Consider the following 21,373-nt stretch of genomic DNA (forward strand, 5'->3'; position numbering starts at 1 on the left):
AGAGTTACGCAGAGGCTCTGCTTCGCTCTAAAAATCTCCGCTCAACTTCGCGAAATAACTTTTCAACGCTTATTCCACATACAACTCCTCATTCGCCAGGAAATCCTGGTAGGTCATTTCCAGACCGTCTCTCAGTTCGGTGCGGTGTTGCCAGCCCATCGCGTGCAGCCGCGACACGTCCATGAGTTTGCGGGGCGTTCCGTCGGGTTTGTCGGTATTCCAGCGCACTTCGCCTTCGTAGCCCACGACCTGCCGCACCTGATCGACCAGTTCGCGGATGGTTACGTCGACACCCGTACCAATGTTGACAAACAGCTCGTCGTTGTAGTTTTCCATCAGGAAAAAACAGGCGTCGGCCAGATCATTGGCGTGCAGGAATTCCCGGCGCGGTGAGCCCGTTCCCCACACTTCTACCGAAGGCTGGTCGTTCATTTTTGCCTCATGGAATTTCCGGATCAGGGCGGGCAGCACGTGCGAACTCTGCAAATCGTAATTGTCGTTCGGACCGTACAGGTTGGTTGGCATGGCCGAAATAAAGTTACAGCCGTACTGGCGCCGGTACGATTCGCACAGCTTGATGCCGGTAATTTTGGCGATGGCGTACGGTTCGTTGGTTGCTTCCAGAAAACCGCTCAGCAGATATTCTTCCTTCAGCGGCTGCGGGGCCAGTTTCGGATAAATACACGATGACCCCAGAAACAGGAGTTTTTTAACGCCCGTTCGGTACGCCTGATGAATAATGTTGGCTTCGATCAGCAGGTTGTCGTACAGAAATTCGGCCCGGTAGGTGTTGTTGGCCACGATACCACCGACTTTGGCAGCCGCCAGAAAAACATAATCGGGTTTTTCGGTAGCAAAGAAGTCTTCGACAGCCGCCTGATTGCGTAAATCCAGTTCAGATGACTTACGAACCAGCAGATTCTCAAACCCTTCCGCCTTTAATTTTCGAACAATAGCCGACCCAACCATACCCCGATGGCCAGCAACATATATTTTCGCGTCTTTTTCCACAATTCGTTATTTTTAAACGAATTTATGCACGGTTTTTGACAAAATAAAACGAGACGACAAGCGTTTAACTATAGGATTATACGGCTGGGCCGCATAGGCCGACTTTACTGCTGCATGAAACAAATCACATTAATCGGGGTATTGCTGGTAAGCTGGCAGGTGGGCACGGCCCAGACGACTACCTCGCCGGGGCAAAACTCCTTTACAACCTCACAAGCTCCCGTTACCGAAAAATCAGCGAAAGGCGATAAAAACGGTCCTTCGTTGGTACCATCCGGGGTCGAATCGCTGGTGGGCGAAACCTTGCCGGATCTGGGCCTGAAAGTTAAACAGTTCAAGAAAGACCAGAAAGATAAATCCGAACGGCGGAAAAAACAGAAGCTATTGCGGACGGAGTATGAAGGCATCCCGATTGTGGAGCAGTATACCAAGTTCGGCAGTGGCGACCGCACCATTATTGAGAAATTTACGGTATTGAAGCAATACCGCGACCCCAATCCTTACGTCCGCGAAACCTACTGGTTCGACCCTAAGGCCCAGCGCGTTTCGTCGTCGCTGATCAAGGATAAAGAAAAAGTAATGATTCTGCACGGGCCGTATAAACGGTATCAGAACGGTATTCTGCTCGAAGAAGGGTACTATTATCTGGGCTCCAAAGATGGCCGCTGGGAGAAGTACGACGCCAATTACATGCTCCTCGATAAGCAAAAATGGAACCGCGGTTTCCCGGCTGAATCCGAAATCACCTACTACGATTCGGCCCACACGAAAGTGAAGGAAGTGCTGCCCAAAGAGTACGGACAAGTACACGGACAATACCTGGCTTTCTACGAAGGCGGCCAACTCGCGGCCGAAGGCAAGTACGACCACGGGGTAAAAGTGGGCCGCTGGACCGAATACTACCAATACCGTCGGCAGCGCAAGAAAATCACCCAGTATGCCCGCGACCGCTGGACCGAAGAATTTGAACCGTATGTGATCAGCGAATGGGACGAAAGAGGCAAAGTCACCTACGAGCGTCCCAAGGCAAAAGAACTGGCCGAAGACAACGATCAGTAAATTATAGTAATTTCTTCACCACGGGCAGGGCTTTTTCTGCCCAGAGACGGTATTGTTTCCCCGAAAAATGCAGACCGTCTTCGGCAATTTGTGAGGCATCCCCAGCCGCCGTGCGGGAGATTGGCGTAATGTCGATGTACACAATACCGGCTTTCTGACATTCCTCCTGCGCGACGGCGTTAAACGCATCAATTTCCCGGGCAATCTGCTGGCGATCACGCCTGGAATTGGCGGCATACGGTGTCATGCCCCAGTCCGGAATCGACAGGACAAAAACCCGCCCCGGCTCGTCTGCGGCAAACCGGATGGCCGTTTGTAACAAATCCCGAAATTCGGTCCGGTAGCGTCCGGTATCCTGCCCGCGGTATTGGTTGTTGACGCCAATCAGCAACGACACCAAACCGTACGTCTTCTGATTTCCGCTTCGTTGAATGGCTTCCGTCAACTCGCTGGTGGTCCAGCCGGTGCGGGCAATCAGGTCGGGGTCGGCCACATCAACGCCTTCTTTTCGGAGCAGTTCGGCGAGTTGCACACTCCAGCGGTCACGGGCTGGAACGCTTTCACCAATGGTATATGAATCGCCCAAGGCGAGATAGGTGTGCGCATGGGCGGAAGCATCGGGATTGATTACCATACCGTTGTCCTCTGCACCGGGTCGGGCGCAGGCCAGGAGAAGAACAAGCAAAAAGAGATTCACGAAGCCTTGCAAGAGAAACCGTTTACGTAGACCGTGTTAACGACCGTTTTCATTAAAAACATCACGGACCTAAACATCAAACGTCGTCTTTATGTTGGCTCGTTATGCATTAAACGTTAAAAATCGCCGGAGTAGAACGGACTGAATACGTAATAACTACTGTCGCGCTGGGCGCGTTTGGGTGCGGTCTGAATAAAAAGCACATACCGACTTTGGCGCTTAACGTTCCGCAGCCATAGCGTGTACGGCCGTTCGTGGGTGTACAGGCGGGCTACTTCCCGCACATGAACGGTTTCTACGTCCTTGGGGTCAACCTGAATACCGTTGATGAAAACATCAATGTCCTTCGCAAACTCATCCATTAGCTTCAGGTGCTGGTTTTTCGTTCGCTTGACGAAGGCATCCCGGTAGCCAAAAAAGGTAGCTTCGAGCAGCGTGTTCATCGTATACGTGTGCGAAACACCCTGTGGGTGGTCTGTAATAGCGGCCGCTTCCAGCAGAGCGACGAATTGCGACCGGCCCGGCACGTCCTCCATCGCATTGCCACTAAGCTGAATCAGAAGGCGGTACGGTTTCGGATCGCTATAATCCATGCCTTCAAACTCGTGCAGCACAAACAGTTCCTGGATGTAATCCATCCGGAGTTTGGCCAGCAGATCCATAGAGGCTTCTTTGCCGTTCAGGTAGATTGTTGTTTGATCGCGGTACGATTCGGCCAGGCTGAGGGTCTCTCCTTTCAGACGGAGAATCAACGGATCGCCAAATTCTAACGCAAATACCGGTTTACCCTTACCGTTTTTTTGATAAAAGCTCAACAGCCGTCCCCAGGCCCCGCCGGTTTCGATTTTATCGACCAGCGCGCGGGTTGGGTTAATCATCGGGAAATTGCGTTGGTACACGGTTTTCGTCTCTTCCTGGTCCTGCCAGTTCTGGCACGCCATCACGAGTATGACGGTCAGGACCCAGAGCAGGGCATAGCGCCACCAGCCCGCGTCGGACGACTCCATATTCATCATTTGAATACGGTTTTTCAAGCCCGTGTATTCAAAGCGGTTGGTGAATGAATACTGGTGGGAATGGCGTTTCATGGCTGATTCATAAACAGTTGGACATACCGTTTTTTTCGACCTGATCCGGAAGGCCCATCCTGAATGTCTTTGACAATAACCGTATGGAGTTCCTTCGAATCAACCTGGGTGACCTCACTGGTATTCATTTCCCGCCCGTTAATCAGGAGAGTCACATTCTCCGGCTGGTAGAGCTGGAGACGGTTTTCGGTATTAATAAAAACGCCCAGTTCCTCATTCCGACGGCCTGGATTATCGCGCAGCCACTGGCCTATTATCTGTCTGCTGCTACCCGGCCCGGACAGTTCGTTCTTTAAAATAAAGTATCGCATCCGGTTTTGGGCAATCAGTCCGGCTACGGCTTTTTCATCTTCTTCCGCAACCTGTTTTAAAGCCGAAGGGGTCCCCAAATTATCCGCGCCACTTACACCACCAATTCCTAGCTCACCCCGTTCTGTCCGGGATAAATAGCCGCCAATCGACTTGATGGGTTCATCGCTCTCATCGCCTTCATCCGTTGACCCTGAGCCTCCTTTTTCCTTGTGTACATTCACCTTGATGGCATCAATGTATAACTGGAACGGATCGAACTTAATCTCCGTAAAATCAAACGTGTACCGCGTATCATTTTCAATGATCTGTTTCAACTCCGCCAATTCCTTGAACGACATTTTGGGCGTAATAACCCAGTAAATCCGGTCGCCTTTCCGCACAGCATAGCGGCTTTGTTTCTCAATATCGGTTACCGTTACTCCGGCCAGATTACGCACGGAATCCGGAACCGTTGCCGGCCTTTCGATTAACGTTATAACGGGTTTTTCGACGGTTTTGGGATCTTTGCCGGGCATGGCCTTTTTCGGAATTGCCGAGCGCGTGATTACTGGCTTTTCCACGGGTTTTGCGGCAACGGGCGCCCCTGTTTTTCTCTTCTGTTTCACCACCGCGGCCATTGTCGTCACCAGACTGACAAGTGCTAGCAGAAACACGTAGACGGGCCACGACCGCCGGTATCTGGCCGTCTGATTCATCATCCGAATCCGGTTTTTCAGAAAGCGGGGTCCGAAAGGATTGACAAAGCTAAATTGCTCCGGACGATGCCAAAAGGCGGGTTTCTTTTTCATGACCGTAGGTTTAGGGAAAAACGGTTTACTCCGCCAGCAACTGGCGTTTGGTGGTAACAACAACCAGAGCTTCCGTCGAAAAAGACGGTTTGACAATACCAGCCGTTTTACGGTCAAAAACCGCTACGGCCAGTCGATCCGCAACCGGTACCTGCCGGAATTGCGCGTAGGTTCCGGGCTTGCCATCAATTAAAAACGTCATAGTCCGCTGCTGCTGTACGGTAAGCGGCTGTTGCTTCCAGAGCTGACGACCGGTTTCAAGCACCGACGGCTGAGTCGAAAAGATGGCATCAACAATGGTTCCGTCAATGATTGTTGCACCGTATTTTCCGGCCTGACCAAACTGGCGCACGGCTTCCTGAGCCGTCAGGGAATTACGTTTGAAATCGGGCTGTGTGCCAAAACCAAGCGGCTGGCCCGGCCGTAATTTGAGCAGACGGCCATTCAGGACAATGACCGGTTTTTCGTGTTCCCATAAGGCATACAGGGTGTCGGGCAGCAACATCACCTGACGGTTTGTCTGCACGACCAGCGGTTGCGCCTTCCGGGTTTGGCGGGCGGTTAGCACAAACGGCGGAATTTGCCGGATTGCCCGCGCCACGACCTTTGTACCCTGTTTAACCTCTACGGAAATGTAGTCGATCAGACCCGCCATATTCGTATCGGCCTGGTACTGCATCGTCATGCCCTTTTCAGCGAAAGCCGCCCGCATCACTTCCAGATCCTGATAATGGGTAGCCGCCGTAATAAGACCAAACACCCCAAGCTGATTGGAGACCACATACTTGGAGACGTTTTTCGGAGCAATAAAGGCGGTACAGGAAAATAAAATAACGCAGCCAAAAAAGAGGTAGGACCAACCGCTTGTTTTGGCCGGAGGCCGGTTCATCATCCTGATCCGGCTTTTTAACTGCTGCTGATTAAACGAATTGCTGGCGGGCCGAATCGGAACATCCGTGGAGAGGCTGGCTTTCAGCAGGTAATACTGATAGGCTTTTTTTTCAACACCTTCCTCCAGCACCTCCCGGTCAACCAGATATTCGAGGTTCTCCTGCACCAGCCGCTGATGCCACCAGGCAAACGGGTTGAACCAGAACGTAATCCGCAGCAGTTCGGCGATCAGTATATCCAGACTGTGCCACTGGCGGCAATGAACCCGCTCGTGGAGCATGATCTGATCGAATTCGTCCGGCTCGTACAGGGCCGGATTGAGAACCACCCAGTGAAAAAACGAAAAGGGTGCGCTAACATTTTTGTTGACAACCAAGCAGACGTCCGTTTCACGGAACCGTTCCGATCGAAAAATTAAATGGCCGAGCGACCCCAGTTGAACCAGAAGCCGCCCGGCCAGAAAGATTACCCCTGCCAGATAGAGCCATAACACCAGTTGCCGCCAGTTGACGGATGCGCTCTCCGGCTGAACCGTCGCCGATGCACTGGCCGTTGACGGCTGGACCGGTTGACGCTCAGCAACGGATGATTTCGATTTAAGCCGCGACCAGTCCAGCACCCGCAGATTCGGAACGGTTTGCTGCACCAGATGCCGGACGGGTTCGGGCCGGAAGTCGGGCAATTCAACCAGCGGCAGCACCAGGGCCAGGGCCACGTTCAGCGCGAGCAAATACCGATTCAGGGCGAACCAGGTGGCCCGACGGAGCAATAACCGATAACAAAGCGTCAGCACCGCCAGAATCAGGCCCGCTTGCAGGAGGTAAATCAACAGGCTCATGGCTATTGCCCCTTCTCGATCATCGTAATGATTTCTTTCAGCTCATCCACCGAAATTTTATCCTTTTTGGCAAAATAGCTCACCAGGTTTTTGTAGGAGTCATCGAAATAATCGGACACCACTTTTTTCAGCACGAAGCGGTTCTGATAGTCCTCTTTACTGATGATCGGATAGTATTGGTGCGTATTGCCGTACGCCTGATGGCCTACGTAGCCTTTTTCTTCCAGGTTGCGGATAATCGTCGAAACGGTATTGTAATGCAGCGGGGGATCGGTGAAATACGGTAGCATGTCTTTAACAAAAGACTGCTCCACTTTCCACAGCACCTGCATGATTTCTTCTTCTTTCGCAGTTAGCTTTTCCATTGTGCCAGTTATAGGTTAACATATTTCAGGTTGCCGGACGGGACTCCGGATGACATTTTAACGAATATAAAACGATTTGACTAGTTTGCAAACTATTTTTGTAGTTTTTTATCGTAGTGAACCCCGGTGCGTTTCGTTTGAAACTTATGATAACGGTCGTAGTTTTGTAGGAAGACCACGGGATCAATGAAGAAATTACAGGTAGGAATGCTGGCCGGATTATGGTGGCTGCTCGTAAGCTGCGATGAAAAGGCCATTTACAAAGGAATTGACGACATCAAAGACGGCAGGTGGTACATCAAGAATGCGCCCGAGTTTACGTTTGAAATTGAAGACACCACCGTTACCTATTCGGTGTACTACAACATCCGCAATACCGTTTCGTATCCCTACTACAACCTGTACATCCGCCGTTACCTGCTGGATAGCGCCGGGACAGTGCTGGAATCGAAGCAGGATGAACTGACGCTGCTTGACCCCAAAACGGGCAAACCACTCGGCGACGGTTTGGGCGACCTATTCGATCACCGGATTAGCATGATGAAAAAATACCGCTTTCCCAAGAGCGGAAAATACACCATACGATTGCGTCAATACATGCGCCAGAACCCCCTGCCGGAAATTTACGGCGTGGGCGTGACGGTCGAAAAAGATCTGTAGCATGGAAATTTATCTGCCTCTCTTCCCGCTGAATCTCGTGGTATATCCCCACGAAGAACTTAACCTGCACATCTTTGAAGAGCGGTACCGGCAATTGATCAGCGAGTGTCTGGAAACCGGAAATACCTTTGGCATTCCGGCGTTCATCAACAACAAACTGCCCGGTTTTGGCACGGAGATGCGCGTACTGGCGCTGCACAAACGCTACGACGATGGCCGGATGGACATTAAAACGATCGGGACCCGTATTTTCCGGATTGCCACGTTTGAAAACCCGGCTCCCGGAAAACTGTATGCGGGCGGCCTGGTAGAAGCCGTTGAGAGCGAACCCGAAATGGGCGACGACCTCGACGAACTGGTGGGCAAACTAACGCAACTGTATCGGCTGCTTGACGTTAAATCAGAGATCGACAGAACAACACCCCTGCTATCGTTCCGGGTTGCCCACAAAATTGGGTTGTCGGTGGAAGATGAATACAAACTACTGACCCTGGAGCACGAAAACGAACGCCAGCGGTTTCTGATTCGTCACCTCGACCGGGTATTGCCGGTGGTGTCGGAGATGGAACGCACCAAAGACCGGATCAAGATGAACGGCCACTTCAAAAACCTCGATCCGTTGAAGTTTTAATTTCCAGATGGAGCTTTTCCTCTTTTTTGCTAGTCCACCAGATCTTTCACCTTCTTCGGTATTTTGTCCGTAATATCCTTCACATTCAGCGGTCTGGTTTTCTGGCGCTCGGCTTCACCCAGCAGGAAACCGTAGGGCTTGAGCGGTTCTATGGCGTCGAAAATTACCTTCAGAATAGCCGTCATGGGCAGGGCCAGAATCAACCCCGTGACGCCCCACAACTGCCCCCAGAGTAACAGGACAATGATGGCCGCCAGCGGATTGATACTTACTTTGGACCCGACGATGTAGGGGGTAATAAAATTTCCTTCCAGAATCTGCACGAACGAGAAAACGCCGATAACGCCCAGGGCGATCAGGGGATTGTCGTTGGTCAGGAGGGTAAACAACGCCGGCAGCAACGACCCGATCAGAATACCGATGTACGGAATCAGAATCATAAACGCACCCAGAAAGCCGAAAAATACCGCATAATCAATTCCTAAAATCAGCAAACCAACGGTATTCAGAACCCCCACGATGCTGATAACCAGCACCAGCCCGACCAGATAATCTTTCACGACGGTATAAATCCGGCCAAATACCACATCAATTTTCGCCCGCTTCGTGGTGTTGAACACTTTATAGAAAAAAGACCGGAAGAAATCGCGGTACAGCATCAGAAAGAAGATGTACAGCGGAACGATGGAGATAGTAGACAGCGTGTTGGTCGTAGCCAGCAGCGTTGAGGTCAGGAAAGAACCGCTTTCCCGAATCAGGTTATTGAAGTAGTTTTTGGCTTCTTTCGTGATCTCGGACCTTTTAATGTGAAACCGGTCTTCGCCAAACGTCTGAAGGCGGTCCAGTATCTCGTTGCCGCGTTCGATGAGCTTGGGCGCTTCCTGCGTAAAACTGGCTATTTGCAGCGAAATCAGGTAAAAAAGCAGGTATAAAAAGCCAATCACAATGACCAGGCAAACCAGAATAGCCGGTACGCGCGGCACACCCCAGCGCTCCAGCCGGTGGTTGATCGGATACAGAATCATGGCAAACAGCACCGAAAAAACCAGGGGAACCAACAATTCCTGAATAGCCGATAGCCAGTAGACCAGAATCGTTGTTATAATCAGGATACAGGCCAACCGGACGTAAGAAGGAAGATTTACTTCGGCTTGTTTGTTTTCCATATTTTTGAGAAATGGGAAGATAGACGGGAGAAATAAATGCTTCCGGACCGGTCTTCTTAATTTACAGCGTATACAATGACCTCTTTTTTACTCTTTTTATTTTCCCTCAAAGTTGCCTTCTGCTCCTGCCAGACCGAGAACAAACGCAGTGGTTTTCGGAGCGGGCGAGCTCAGTACACGGTTTCGCGGGTTGGGCGGCTGGCTGCGGTGGTCAACGAAAGCTCGGGCCTGGTTTACCGTGCTGATCGCAACACGTTCTGGACGCACAACGACAGCGGAGGCCGGCCCACGCTCTACGAAGTGGCCCGCGATGGTTCACTCGTTGATTCGATGGCATTACCCTACCTGAAAAACCGGGATTGGGAAGCCCTCACGAGTCAGGATTCGACGGCTTTATTCATCGGCGACATTGGTAACAACGCTAACGCGCAAACTCAACTCAACATTTACCGGATTGACCCCAAAGTACCTAACCAATTTCAGGCAATAACGTTTCAGTACGCCAACCAGCAGCATTTTCCGGCCACGAAAGATACGCGTAATTTTGACAGTGAAGCGCTGGTTTTCGCCAAAGATAGCCTTTATCTGATCTCTAAAAACCGTTCGCAGCCCCGGCGGTTTGTCAACCTGTATAGAATGCCCGCCCGGGCTGGTCATTATGCGGTATTGCCCGTAGACAGCGTTTTTCTGAAAAGCATGGTGACGGATGCAGCCCTGAGTCCCGACGGGCGGACGCTGGCGGTATTAACCTACGGCAAAATCTTTCTGTTCGAGCAGGAAAACCAGCAAATCGACTTCCGGCACCCAACGCGCTGCCTGCGGATTCCGCGCGGGCAAACCGAAGGTATCAGCTTTGTTAGCAACACGGATATGGTGATGACCAACGAAAAGGGGAAGATGTTTTTGATCCGGCGAAAATGACGGCAAGGCCCCTACCCTCTACGAAGCCGTATGCCCAGTTCCCGTGTCAGATGAACAAAATGAACCCAAAGAGAGATTATCGTTTGGCGGCCTTACCTCAACGCTCCAAGGCGTACGCAATACCGTTATTTTATGTTAAGGTTTTGTTAACAATGCAGTTACCTTCGTAAAATTGCTGACACAGCGCGTAACTTCGGATGTAAATTCCATCAACATACTTGCCGAATGAGTGCTACCAAAACATCGCAACAACTACACCGGGTACTGGTCGTGGATGACGATCCGGATATTGTCGAGATGCTGCAATACAACCTGGAAAAAGAAGGCTACGACGTTCGTACCGCCCCCGATGGTCGCAAAGCCCTCGAAACGGCCCGCACGTTTGTTCCCGAACTGGTGCTGCTGGACATCATGATGCCGCAACTGGACGGTATTGAAACAGGCCGCCAGCTTCGTACCATGCCCGATTTACGGCAAACCTATATTCTCTACCTGACCGCCCGATCGGAAGAGTATTCCGAAGTAGCGGCTTTCGAGATCGGGGCCGACGACTATATTACCAAGCCCATCAAACCGCGCGCCCTGATGAGCCGCATTAACGCCCTCTTCCGGCGCGAAGCCCAGAAAGCCGATCCGGGCACTAAAATCGAAATCGGCGGACTCACTATCAACCGCCAGAATTATACCGTTACCACCGGCGACAAAACCGTTATTCTGCCCAAAAAAGAATTTGAACTGCTGTTTTTCCTGGCCCTCTCGCCGAACAAAGTGTTTGGCCGGGAGGAATTGCTGCAAAAAATCTGGGGGGTTGACATCTACGTTCTCGAACGTACGGTTGATGTCCACATCCGGAAACTACGGGAAAAGATTGGTGAGAACTACATCAAAACCCTGAAAGGTGTCGGGTATATGTTTACGAATGAGGGGTAAGAATTTTACCTTTACTTCATGTTTTTCAGCCCCCGTCTCATCGCGTTTCTGCTGGCTGGCCTGATTTCGGGCCTGACGGTTGCGTTTCTGGCCTTTGTCGAAGGCGTTACGCGCAGTATGCTGTTTGTGGTGGCGGTTTCATCACTCATCACGTCGTTTTTCCTGATTCTGTTTGCCATCGAAATTCTGGTATTCCGCGAGGTCAACAAACTCTACAAGACCATCCACAAACTCCGGATGCGGGATTTTTCGTTTTCGCGCAGCACCATCGTCAAAAGCAACAACCCGTTTCGGAAACTCAACGACGAGATTTTTGTCTACGTGGCCCGCAAACAGAAAGAAATTGAAGAACTCCGACGGCTGGAACAGTTCCGACGCGAATTTCTGGCCGATGTTTCGCACGAACTCAAAACGCCGGTTTTTGCCGCGCAGGGTTTTATTCATACGCTGATCGACGGGGCGATCGACGACGAGAAGGTTCGGGATAAATTTCTGTCCAAAGCCGCTAAAAGTCTCGATGGTCTGGACGCGCTGGTGAAAGACCTCGTGGCCCTGTCGCAACTGGAAACGGGCGAAATCAAGATGAATTTCGGGACCGTCGATCTGTATCAGATGACGCTGGAAGTATTTGAACAACTGGAAAATACCGCCAACACCCGCCGAACCTCCTTAAAAATCAAAGCCAATCCGCCGGGTTCCGTACTGGTTAAAGCGGACCCCCAGCGCATTGCGCAGGTGATGACAAACCTGATCGAAAACGCCATTAAATACGGTAGCGAGGGCGGCAAGGTGCAGGTCAGCTTTGAGGAAGAGAAAAAGCAATATGCCGTTCAGGTGCGCGACAATGGCCCCGGCATTCCGCCTGAACACCTCAACCGCATCTTCGAACGGTTTTACCGCGTCGACAAAAGCCGTTCCAAAGAGCGGGGCGGTACGGGCCTGGGCCTCGCCATTGTGAAACACATCCTGAACGCTCATAAGTCCAAAATTACCGTCATGAGCAAACTGGACAAAGGAACAAGCTTCAGCTTCAAGTTAGACAAAGCAGATTAACTACTCATTTTTAATTGTCCCATAACGGTTTAGCCTCCAGCACTTTTGGGTAAACCCGACACTCCGCCGAGTGTGCGCCCGGGAGGTAACCGATGCTCATTAAAAACTCATTCACGATCTCGCCCCCGGTAAAACGGAACGTCTTTTTAAACAGTTTCACCCATTCTGCTTTGGTTTTGGGATGATGCCGTTCGAGCCATTTCTCAAATGAACCGTATTCCTGCTGTAGTTTCTGGATGGTTCTGGCATTTTCGATAGCGGCATTGATTTTGAGCCGGTTGCGAATGATTCCGGCATCGGCCATCAAACGCGCCCGGTCGGCGTCGGTATAAGCCGCTATTTTTTGCACATCGAAGTTGTCGTACGCTTTCCGGAAACCGGCTTCCTTTTTGAGAATGGTTTCCCAGCTCAAACCGGCCTGATTGATTTCCAGTACCAGCCGGGCAAACAGTTCGTTGTCGTCGTGGATCGGAAAACCGTAGTGATAATCGTGATAGGCCTGGTGCAGGGCCTTTCGTTCAGCCGTCATGGTTTCAATAGCGCGGCAGTAAGACATAGCGGTGGAGTAACGGAGTGTGTACTGACGATAGCATCAGTGCGTTGAAAACCGTCAATAGCTGCGCAAAGTTCGTGCTGGAGCCTTCAGGCGATTTTGAGTAGGATGGTCCAGACCGTAAAGACACCAGCGAGTTTATGCACAGGGAATTTTTTCGGTTTGGATAGCATTCTGTTATACAGGACATTTGTACTATGAAGCTGAATTTTGAAGACCTGATTATTTTTGAGGACGACGACTATATCTTAATTAATAAGCCGCCCAACATTGCCTCCCTCGACGAACGAAGCGCCGACAGAACGCAGAGTATCTTACGGATGGCCAAAGCGTATCATCCTGATGCCCAGCTTGGTCACCGGCTCGACAAAGGGACTTCGGGGGCTCTGGCTATTGCGAAAAACCCGGCGGCTTACCGGCACCTGGCTATGCAGTTTGAGCACCGCGAAGTGACCAAACGGTATCATGCCGTGGTAGACGGTGTACACGATTTCGAGGGAATTTCGGTGTATCTGCCCATTTCGCCCGTCAAAGACGGAACCGCCGTAAAAATCGACCGGCAGAAAGGAAAAGACGCCGAAACCATTTTCAACACCTTGCAGGTGTTTCGGCTGCATACACTCGTGGAATGCATTCCGATTACGGGCCGGATGCACCAGATTCGGGTGCATTTGATGTGCCTGAAAGCGCCCATCGCCAACGATCCGACCTACGGCGGCAAACCGGTTTTTCTGTCGGAACTGAAGCGAAAATTCAATCTGAAAAAAGATACCGAAGAGCAATCGCTGATTCAGCGCGTGGCCCTGCACGCCCGCTCCCTGACATTCGACCTGCTGAACGGCGAACGAACGGTTTTTGAAGCGCCCTATCCGAAAGATTTCGACGTATTGGTGAAGCAGTTGGAGAAAAATAGTTAGTTTTCAGGCTCAAACCCGTTCACTAAAACCGTACCGGCGAACCGGTCGCGACGACACGTATGTTTGTTCATACCGTTTTTTTCTGGCTTACTAACCCCGGCAGCGACGAAGATCGTCAGGCCCTGCGCGCCGGTCTTGAAACGCTCAAAGGCATCACGCATTTTGAAGCCCTGTACATTGGCAAACCCGCCGATACCCGCCGTCCGGTGATCGATCATTCCTACGACTGGTCGCTGACGTACGTTTTCCGCGATAAAGCCGCCCACGATGCCTACCAGGTAGACCCCATCCACGAAAAGTTTGTGGAAAACTGCTCCCGGTACTGGCAACGCGTGCAGGTATACGATGCGGTGGAATAAAAGCCGTTGCTACAAACAACAAAACCCGGCCTTACGACCGGGTTTTGTTGTTTATTAATCAGGAAGCTTTCCCTTTCTCGGGACGACCGTTCGAAGCCGCCGGAGCAGCGGCTGGCCCTGCGCCCGGACCTGCCGGTTTTTTCTTTTTCCGTTTTTTCTTCCGATCGCTGCGGTCGCTGAATTTTTTGTCCAGTTTTTCCAGATCGCTGTTCAGAGAGGTAAGTCCTTTGGCGCCTTCTTTCTTCTCAGCTACCGGTTCCAGCAAGTCGAACGATTCGGGTATGATCCCTTTTTTGTTCAACTCCTGAATCTGCATGACGCGCTCAACGGGCAGCGGATACCAGGTGCTTTCGGTGCTGTAACCGAACCACATGATCCGGCGGAAAATATCGGTTTTCTGGAGCGACGCCCGACCCTTCTGGGTTTCCAGCGGTTTTTCGACCTGCGGAATATCGCGTAACGCATCTACATACGTTTCCAGTTCATAGTTCAGACAGCACTTCAACCGTCCGCACTGGCCGGATAGCTTGCTGGGGTTCAGCGACAGGTTCTGATACCGGGCCGCCGAGGTCGTAATGTTTTTGAAGTCGGTCAGCCAGGTTGAGCAGCAGAGTTCGCGGCCACAGGAGCCGATACCGCCCAGACGCCCGGCTTCCTGCCGCAGACTGATCTGCCGCATTTCAACCCGGATTTTAAACTCAGCCGCCAGAATTTTGATCAACTCCCGAAAGTCAACCCGCTCATCGGAGGAGTAGTAGAACGTCGCTTTCGTGTTATCCGACTGATATTCCACATCCGACAACTTCATGTTAAGCTTCAGTTCCTTCACGACTTCGCGGGTGCGGTACATGGTTGTCAGATCGCGGGCGATGGCCTGCTCGTGCTTTTCCATATCCTTCTGCGAAGCAATCCGGTGAATCACCTTCAGATCGTCGGAAAAAGGAATATTTTTTTTCAGCATCTGCAACCGGACCAGTTCGCCCTGTAGCGACACACAACCGATGTGGTACCCCGTCTGCATTTCGCAAACCACGAAATCACCGGTCGTCAGGTCGAGTTGATGCGGATTCCGGAAATATTCCTTGCGCCCTCCTTTAAATTTTACTTCTACGGCTGCGTCGTACCGGCGGGTGGAGGGCGTCTCCATATTACTCAGCCAGTCGAAAACATTCATTTTATTACAACCGCCGGTGCCACAGGCCCCGTTATTTTTACACCCTTTCACGGCTCCGGCTGCATTTTTCGTACCGCAGCCACCGGTCGTGCATGATTTGCATCCCATAACTCTTATATATAGTTAAGAGTCAAGAGGTAGGAGTTAAGAGTTATAACCGGTCACTACCTGTTTGAATAAAAGCAACAGCAAACCTTATTTTATAAACTCTTAATTCTTATTTCTCAACTCTGTCTGAGCCCGATTCCGGATCACATTTCATATAGATCCTGGTTCGGGAATGAACAATTATAAAACCGTTAGCGTAGATAGCAACGGCCAAAAGATAATTCTTACCCTAAATTAATAAAAAAAGGGCACAACTAATTGCACCCTTTCATTCAAGCTCTGGTTTTCTGCTTTACGAATCAACACAATCCTGCCAGAAAATAGGTCCATATCATAAAAAATGCCGGGTTTTCGAACCCGGCATGCTGTACTCAATTCCTTACAGGGCCTTTCCTTTGAGCAACACCTGATAGGATTTAGGCTCCGGCTCTTTACTGAAATCAACCGTACCACCGTTATCCAAGTCAATCACATACAACAGCATACCAGCAACAAAGGCAATATTCAATTCTTCGTCCGAGTGATTTGCTTTTGTAACGTCTACGTTTCTGGTCGCTAGCTCAATAGCCGTATCAGAAAGAGTATTTACCGTCATATCAGTTGTGGTCTTATCAATGTCAATCAACGTCAACGTTTTGCCATCCCCTGATAACTTCCACGTGCCAGCCTCAATAACTTTTCCATCTTCTACGGTAGAATATGTATTATTCGTATTGAAAGTTATGGTGTTGTCTTCACCAAAAAAGGAGGCTTCATCAGAAGGTGGGATTGCATAAGTCTTCGCGTTCGTTTTAACGCTAACTTCACTAAAAGACCATTTACGGGTTAGCAGACTCGTCGTCTCCGGCTTTACATCATCTTTGGATTTAGAACAGCCGAACAGCGTTGCAACACTCAGCGTAACAAGAATGAGGTAGTGGTTAATTTTCATAAAAAAATGAACAGAAGATAATTAATAAATTAAAAGAGATTTCAAATCTACACGGGATTATTATTTACTAAAAATAGAGTAAGTATAAGTTATTAATCGGAGTACTATTTAGTTACAACATGAGTAATTATACCAATAAAAGTTCACCATAACCGATTGATTATAAACAAAAAAAACCGCCCTTAGTAGGGCGGTTTAGAATAGCGTAAAGCTTTTTCAATCCGGGTACCGGAGCAGGTCCAGCCCGATATCCTTTCGGTAATATTTGCCCTCAAACTGTACCGCCCGGGCCGCTTTCTGCGACTTCATGACGGCATTTTCGAGTGAATTAGCCAATGCCGTTAAGGCCAGTACCCGGCCACCGTCGGTCAATACGTGCCCATTAAAACCCGGTTTGGTTCCCGCGTGGAAGGCCGTTACGTCCTCCAGCGTTGCCAGTTCCGTAATAGACTTTCCTTTCTCGTAGGCATCAGGATAACCACCCGACACCACAACGGTTGTTACAGCCGTTTGAGGAGAAACCTGCAACTGAACTTTATCCAGTTCCCCATCGGCGGTTGCAATCATTAATTCAACAAAATCAGTCTGAATCCGGGGAAGAACCACTTCCGTTTCGGGGTCGCCCATCCGCGCATTGTACTCAATGACGTAGGGTTCTTCCTTGACATTAATCAGTCCTACGAAAATAAAGCCCTGATAACGAATGCCTTCCTGCTGCAAACCCGCCAGTGTTGGCTTAACAATCTTTTCCTCGACTTTCTGCAAAAATTTGCTGGTGGCAAACTTGACAGGCGAAACCGCCCCCATACCGCCGGTATTCGGCCCGGTATCCTCCTCGCCGATCCGCTTGTAATCTTTGGCTTCGGGCAGAATTTTGTAGTTGACGCCATCCGTCAGCACGAATACCGACAATTCAATTCCCCGCAGGAATTGCTCAATCACCACTTTATGACCCGCTTCGCCAAACCGGCCACCGGCCAGCATATCGTTCAGGACGGTCTTGGCCTCGGCGACGTTTTCGGAAATGATAACCCCTTTTCCGGCGGCCAGTCCATCGGCTTTTAAAACGATAGGCAGGGAATGACTTTCCAGGTACGTAAGCCCTTCTTCCAGCGTTTCGGCCGTAAAAGTTCGTGAGGATGCGGTTGGAATACCGTACCGCTGCATAAACTGCTTGGAAAAATCCTTGCTGCCTTCGAGTTGAGCGCCCCGCTGATCGGGTCCGACAATCCGTAAGTTCGCCAGTTCTTTCCGGAGCCGGAGTTTATCAACCAGCCCTTTCACCAGCGGTTCTTCCGGCCCTACAATCAGCAAGTCGATTTTTTGTTCCTGAACAGCCAGCGCAATGGCTTCCGTATCGTTAAAGGAAATTGGCAGATTCGTTGCAATCAGGGCAGTTCCGGCATTACCGGGGGCAACAAACAGCTTGTGACATAGCGGACTCTGTGCTATTTTCCAGGCAAATGCATGTTCCCTACCGCCCGAACCAAGAATGAGTATATTCATTATGAGTTAAGAATCAAGAGTGAAGCGTAAAGAAGCAAGAGTCATTTCGTCGCAACTCCTGCTTCTTCTCCTTTCACTCTTCACTTAATTAGCTACTTCCGATAAAAACTTAATTCGCATTAACCGTACTTCTTCTTCTGAGAAATCTTCACCCGCAAATTCCCGCATGGCCACCCCAATGTTGTCGGTTTCGGCCCGCATGAAATAATCGTAAATATCCGCCTGCCGATCGCTGTCCATGATCTGGTTAATATAATAATCGAGGTTCAGGCGCGTACCGGAGTAACAGATATGCTCGATTTCCTCAATCAGATCTTCCATCGACAGACCTTTTGCTTCCGAGATTTCCTCCAGATCAACCTTCCGGTCGATTTGCTGGATAATGAAAATCTTGACCTTCGACTTATTCACCATCGACTTGACTACCACGTCTTTGGCCGTCTCAATGTCGTTTTCTTCGACGTATTTGGCGATGAGGTCGATAAACGGTTTGCCAAACTTAACGACTTTTCCCATACCAACACCGTTGATCTGGGCCATTTCTTCCCGGGTTGTCGGGTAAGTAGTGGCCATTTCCTCAATGGACGGGTCCTGGAAAATGACGTATGGTGGCAGATTTTTCTCCTTGGCAATCTTCTTGCGCAGGGCTTTCAGAAGCCCGAGCAGGGCTTCGTCATAGGCGCCCCCCGATGAGGCTGTGGTTTCTTTGTCTTCATCATCGGCCTTTTCCTCGTCTATCTCATAGTTGTGATCTTTCGACAAGGTAACCGGATACGGGTCTTCAATGTAATTCTGTCCTTTCTGCGACAGTTTCAGAACACCGTAGTTATCCACGTCCTTATCCAAAAAGCCGTAGATCGTGATCTGCCGGATTAGCGAGCACCAGAAATCAACGTTTTCGTTAAACTCTTTTCCTTTCCCGTAGACGGGTAAGTTATGGTGTTCGTAGCTGGTAACATACTGGTTTTCAGTAGCCGTCAGCACATCGGCCAGGTGAGGAGTATCGAACCGCTGGTCGGTTTGCAGCACGGCCTGAAGCGCCAGCACAATTTCATCCTGGGCCTTGAACCGATCCGTCGGCTTCGTACAATTGTCGCAGAAACCGCAGTCTTTATCCTGATACTCACCAAAATAGCTTAACAGTTGCCGACGGCGGCAAACGCCCAGGTTGGCGTACGACACCATTTCCATCAGCAGATGCTTGGCGTTGTCGCGCTCCGTAACGGATTTGTCCTTGTTAAACTTCTCCAGCTTGACAATGTCATCGTAGCTGTAAAACATCAGGCAGTTTCCTTCCAGACCATCGCGACCGGCCCGGCCCGTTTCCTGATAATAGCCTTCCAGTGATTTAGGGGCGTCGTAGTGAATCACAAACCGCACATCCGGTTTGTCGATGCCCATTCCAAACGCGATGGTAGCCACCACCACGTCCACGTCTTCGTTCAGGAAGGCATCCTGATTGGCCATCCGCGTCTGCGGGTCCAGCCCGGCATGGTACGGCAATGCCTTGATGTCGTTGACATTCAGCAACTCCGAAATTTCTTCGACCGTCTTGCGGCTGAGGCAATAGATAATCCCCGACTTTCCTTTGTTGTTTTTGACGTACCGAATCAGTTGCTTTTTGGCATCCGTTTTCGGACGGATTTCATAGTAAAGATTCTTGCGATTGAACGACGTTTTATAAATGTGGGCATCCTCCATTTGGAGGTTTTTCTGGATGTCCTGCTGCACTTTGGGCGTAGCGGTGGCCGTCAGGGCAATCACCGGCAGGTTACCGATGTTGTCGATAATGCCCCGGATTTTACGGTATTCAGGCCGGAAATCGTGCCCCCATTCCGAAATACAGTGCGCTTCGTCGATGGCGACAAACGAAATATTGGCTTTCTTCAGAAAGTCCAGGTTCTCTTCCTTCGTCAGCGATTCGGGGGCAATGTACAGCAGTTTGAGCGTACCGTTCAGAGTATCCTTCTTGACCTTGTTCATCTCCGCCTTGCTCAGCGTCGAGTTCAGAAACTGGGCATTGATACCAAAAGCATTCATCTGATCGACCTGATTTTTCATCAGGGCAATCAGGGGCGAAATAACAATGGCCGTTCCTTCAGAAGCAATGGCCGGGAGTTGGTAACACAGGGATTTGCCGGCTCCTGTGGGCATAATTACAAATGAATTAACACCCGCTAGAATATTGTGGATAATGGCTTCCTGGTCGCCCCGGAATTGACTGAATCCGAATATCTCTTTCAGTTTCTCTTTCAGAGATACCTGTACTGTTGGGTCTAGCTGCGTCGTCATCTCAAAACTTCGGAAGGTTACTGTACACGTTATTTGGTTGTATCTTTGCCTTTATAAAATTAGTTAAAAACCGATTGACAAAAGCACATTGAAATTAGTAAAAAAAAATATTCAGTCGATGGCCCGGGAGGTTTTGCTTGCTGAATCGGAAGCGATCCGGCGAACTGTTGACTGTATTGATGAACAATTTGAACTAATTGTTGATACCATCCTGCAAACCTCCGGTCGGGTGATTGTTACCGGTATTGGAAAGAGTGCAATAATCGGGCAGAAAATTGTCGCTACCCTCAATTCAACCGGCACGCCCGCCATTTTTATGCATGCCGCCGACGCCATTCACGGTGATTTGGGCATGATTCAGGCCAGCGACGTGGTTATCTGCATTTCAAAAAGCGGCAACACCCCCGAAATAAAAGTGCTCGTCCCCCTGCTGAAGCGCACCGGCGTTACGCTTATTGCGATGGCTTCTCAGACGAATTCGTACCTGTGCCAGCAGGCCGACTTCGTTTTAAAGGCGTATGCCGAAGCAGAAGCCGACCCGCTCAACCTGGTTCCTACCACCAGTACCATCGTTGCGCTGGCCCTCGGCGATGCCCTGGCGGTTAGCCTGCTCAACGCCCGGGGATTTACCAGTCAGGATTTTGCCCGATTCCACCCTGGTGGTTCGCTGGGTAAGAAGTTGTACCTAAAAGTTAGTGATATTTATCCACATCACGAAATCCCGACGGTTTCTCCTCAGGCCACTATGCGCGAAGTTATTCTTGAAATGACCTCCAAACGGCTGGGCGCAACGGCCGTTGCCGATGGAAACGGTCAGCTCACGGGCATAATCACCGACGGCGATTTACGGCGGATGCTCAACCGGTTTGACACCTTGCAACTCGAACAGCTTTGCGCATCTGATATCATGACCCCCTCGCCCCTGTGCATTCACCCCGACGAATACGCCACCCACGCCCTCGAAATCATGCAGAACCGCAGCATTACTCAGCTGATCGTGGCCGTCGATAACCAGATCAAAGGCTTCATTCACCTGCACGATCTGCTGAAAGAAGGACTGGTCTAGAGTTATGAGTGAAGAATTATGAATTAAGAGTTGGCTGACGCGTTCTTTTTAACTTTT

21 protein-coding genes are annotated in these 21,373 nt (G+C 50.4%); 9 read left to right on the plus strand and 12 right to left on the minus strand.

The window, feature by feature from the left end; genetic code table 11:
* Nucleotides 1-69: 69 nt before the first annotated feature.
* Entirely contained in the window at nucleotides 70-1,011 is a 942-nt protein-coding gene (gene fcl / locus LX87_RS13905; RefSeq protein WP_111628835.1) for a GDP-L-fucose synthase, read from the minus strand.
* 114 nt (nucleotides 1,012-1,125) lie between these two features.
* Here fcl and LX87_RS13910 point away from each other — a divergent pair, with 114 nt between their 5' ends.
* Nucleotides 1,126-2,070 (plus strand): toxin-antitoxin system YwqK family antitoxin, encoded by a 945-nt coding sequence (locus LX87_RS13910; protein WP_229310655.1) that lies wholly within the window; start codon nucleotides 1,126-1,128, stop codon nucleotides 2,068-2,070.
* A 1-nt stretch (nucleotide 2,071) separates the two neighbouring features.
* On the opposite strand, the gene LX87_RS13915 is transcribed toward LX87_RS13910, so the two are convergent.
* From LX87_RS13915 to LX87_RS13935, 5 genes are all read right to left on the minus strand, one after another.
* Nucleotides 2,072-2,704, minus strand: a complete 633-nt coding sequence (locus LX87_RS13915; RefSeq protein WP_111629203.1) for an SGNH/GDSL hydrolase family protein — start codon at nucleotides 2,702-2,704, stop codon at nucleotides 2,072-2,074.
* 179 nt (nucleotides 2,705-2,883) lie between these two features.
* Nucleotides 2,884-3,855, minus strand: a complete 972-nt coding sequence (locus LX87_RS13920; RefSeq protein WP_229310656.1) for a hypothetical protein — start codon at nucleotides 3,853-3,855, stop codon at nucleotides 2,884-2,886.
* On the minus strand, nucleotides 3,852-4,955 hold the full coding sequence (locus tag LX87_RS13925) for a hypothetical protein (RefSeq protein ID WP_111628836.1): 1,104 nt from the start codon (nucleotides 4,953-4,955) through the stop codon (nucleotides 3,852-3,854). The genes LX87_RS13920 and LX87_RS13925 overlap by 4 nt, the downstream gene beginning before the upstream one ends.
* 25 nt (nucleotides 4,956-4,980) lie before the next feature.
* Complete coding sequence (locus tag LX87_RS13930) at nucleotides 4,981-6,684, minus strand: M56 family metallopeptidase (protein WP_111628837.1); 1,704 nt, start codon at nucleotides 6,682-6,684, stop codon at nucleotides 4,981-4,983.
* Between the two features lie 2 nt (nucleotides 6,685-6,686).
* Nucleotides 6,687-7,049 carry a BlaI/MecI/CopY family transcriptional regulator gene (locus LX87_RS13935; RefSeq protein WP_111628838.1) on the minus strand — a complete coding sequence of 121 codons (363 nt, stop codon included), beginning with the start codon at nucleotides 7,047-7,049 and terminating at the stop codon, nucleotides 6,687-6,689.
* Nucleotides 7,050-7,235: 186 nt separating this feature from the next.
* Between LX87_RS13935 and LX87_RS13940 the strand changes: the two genes are divergently transcribed.
* A complete protein-coding gene (locus tag LX87_RS13940; RefSeq protein WP_111628839.1) occupies nucleotides 7,236-7,709 on the plus strand; it encodes a gliding motility lipoprotein GldH in 474 nt (157 codons plus the stop codon).
* A gap of 1 nt (nucleotide 7,710) precedes the next feature.
* Entirely contained in the window at nucleotides 7,711-8,340 is a 630-nt protein-coding gene (locus LX87_RS13945; protein ID WP_111628840.1) for an LON peptidase substrate-binding domain-containing protein, read from the plus strand.
* 29 nt (nucleotides 8,341-8,369) lie between these two features.
* On the opposite strand, the gene LX87_RS13950 is transcribed toward LX87_RS13945, so the two are convergent.
* Nucleotides 8,370-9,506, minus strand: a complete 1,137-nt coding sequence (locus tag LX87_RS13950; protein ID WP_111628841.1) for an AI-2E family transporter — start codon at nucleotides 9,504-9,506, stop codon at nucleotides 8,370-8,372.
* Nucleotides 9,507-9,581: 75 nt separating this feature from the next.
* Between LX87_RS13950 and LX87_RS13955 the strand changes: the two genes are divergently transcribed.
* From LX87_RS13955 to LX87_RS13965, 3 genes are all read left to right on the plus strand, one after another.
* Nucleotides 9,582-10,427: an SdiA-regulated domain-containing protein gene (locus tag LX87_RS13955; protein WP_111628842.1), complete on the plus strand. Its 846-nt coding sequence runs from the start codon at nucleotides 9,582-9,584 to the stop codon at nucleotides 10,425-10,427.
* 225 nt (nucleotides 10,428-10,652) lie between these two features.
* Nucleotides 10,653-11,357 (plus strand): response regulator transcription factor, encoded by a 705-nt coding sequence (locus LX87_RS13960; RefSeq protein ID WP_111628843.1) that lies wholly within the window; start codon nucleotides 10,653-10,655, stop codon nucleotides 11,355-11,357.
* An 18-nt stretch (nucleotides 11,358-11,375) separates the two neighbouring features.
* Nucleotides 11,376-12,410 carry a sensor histidine kinase gene (locus tag LX87_RS13965; RefSeq protein WP_111628844.1) on the plus strand — a complete coding sequence of 345 codons (1,035 nt, stop codon included), beginning with the start codon at nucleotides 11,376-11,378 and terminating at the stop codon, nucleotides 12,408-12,410.
* A 10-nt stretch (nucleotides 12,411-12,420) separates the two neighbouring features.
* Here the strand turns inward: LX87_RS13965 and LX87_RS13970 are convergent, their stop codons facing one another.
* Entirely contained in the window at nucleotides 12,421-12,939 is a 519-nt protein-coding gene (locus tag LX87_RS13970) for a DNA-3-methyladenine glycosylase I (protein ID WP_229310657.1), read from the minus strand.
* A gap of 221 nt (nucleotides 12,940-13,160) precedes the next feature.
* On the opposite strand from LX87_RS13970, the gene LX87_RS13975 reads away from it, so the two are divergent.
* Nucleotides 13,161-13,880 (plus strand): RluA family pseudouridine synthase, encoded by a 720-nt coding sequence (locus LX87_RS13975; protein WP_111628846.1) that lies wholly within the window; start codon nucleotides 13,161-13,163, stop codon nucleotides 13,878-13,880.
* A gap of 59 nt (nucleotides 13,881-13,939) precedes the next feature.
* Nucleotides 13,940-14,239 carry a Dabb family protein gene (locus tag LX87_RS13980; RefSeq protein ID WP_111628847.1) on the plus strand — a complete coding sequence of 100 codons (300 nt, stop codon included), beginning with the start codon at nucleotides 13,940-13,942 and terminating at the stop codon, nucleotides 14,237-14,239.
* A gap of 58 nt (nucleotides 14,240-14,297) precedes the next feature.
* Here the strand turns inward: LX87_RS13980 and LX87_RS13985 are convergent, their stop codons facing one another.
* The 4 genes from LX87_RS13985 to recQ all read right to left on the minus strand — a co-directional run bounded on the left by LX87_RS13985 (nucleotide 14,298) and on the right by recQ (nucleotide 20,250).
* On the minus strand, nucleotides 14,298-15,521 hold the full coding sequence (locus tag LX87_RS13985) for a PSP1 domain-containing protein (protein WP_111628848.1): 1,224 nt from the start codon (nucleotides 15,519-15,521) through the stop codon (nucleotides 14,298-14,300).
* A 379-nt stretch (nucleotides 15,522-15,900) separates the two neighbouring features.
* A complete protein-coding gene (locus LX87_RS13990; RefSeq protein WP_111628849.1) occupies nucleotides 15,901-16,452 on the minus strand; it encodes a lipocalin family protein in 552 nt (183 codons plus the stop codon).
* A 216-nt stretch (nucleotides 16,453-16,668) separates the two neighbouring features.
* Nucleotides 16,669-17,958: a phosphoribosylamine--glycine ligase gene (gene purD / locus LX87_RS13995; RefSeq protein ID WP_111628850.1), complete on the minus strand. Its 1,290-nt coding sequence runs from the start codon at nucleotides 17,956-17,958 to the stop codon at nucleotides 16,669-16,671.
* Nucleotides 17,959-18,042: 84 nt separating this feature from the next.
* Complete coding sequence (gene recQ, locus LX87_RS14000) at nucleotides 18,043-20,250, minus strand: DNA helicase RecQ (protein ID WP_111628851.1); 2,208 nt, start codon at nucleotides 20,248-20,250, stop codon at nucleotides 18,043-18,045.
* A gap of 88 nt (nucleotides 20,251-20,338) precedes the next feature.
* Between recQ and LX87_RS14005 the strand changes: the two genes are divergently transcribed.
* Nucleotides 20,339-21,316 carry a KpsF/GutQ family sugar-phosphate isomerase gene (locus LX87_RS14005; RefSeq protein WP_111628852.1) on the plus strand — a complete coding sequence of 326 codons (978 nt, stop codon included), beginning with the start codon at nucleotides 20,339-20,341 and terminating at the stop codon, nucleotides 21,314-21,316.
* Nucleotides 21,317-21,373: the final 57 nt, after the last annotated feature.

Source organism: Larkinella arboricola, assembly GCF_003259745.1.
Taxonomy (GTDB): Bacteria; Bacteroidota; Bacteroidia; order Cytophagales; family Spirosomataceae; genus Larkinella; species Larkinella arboricola.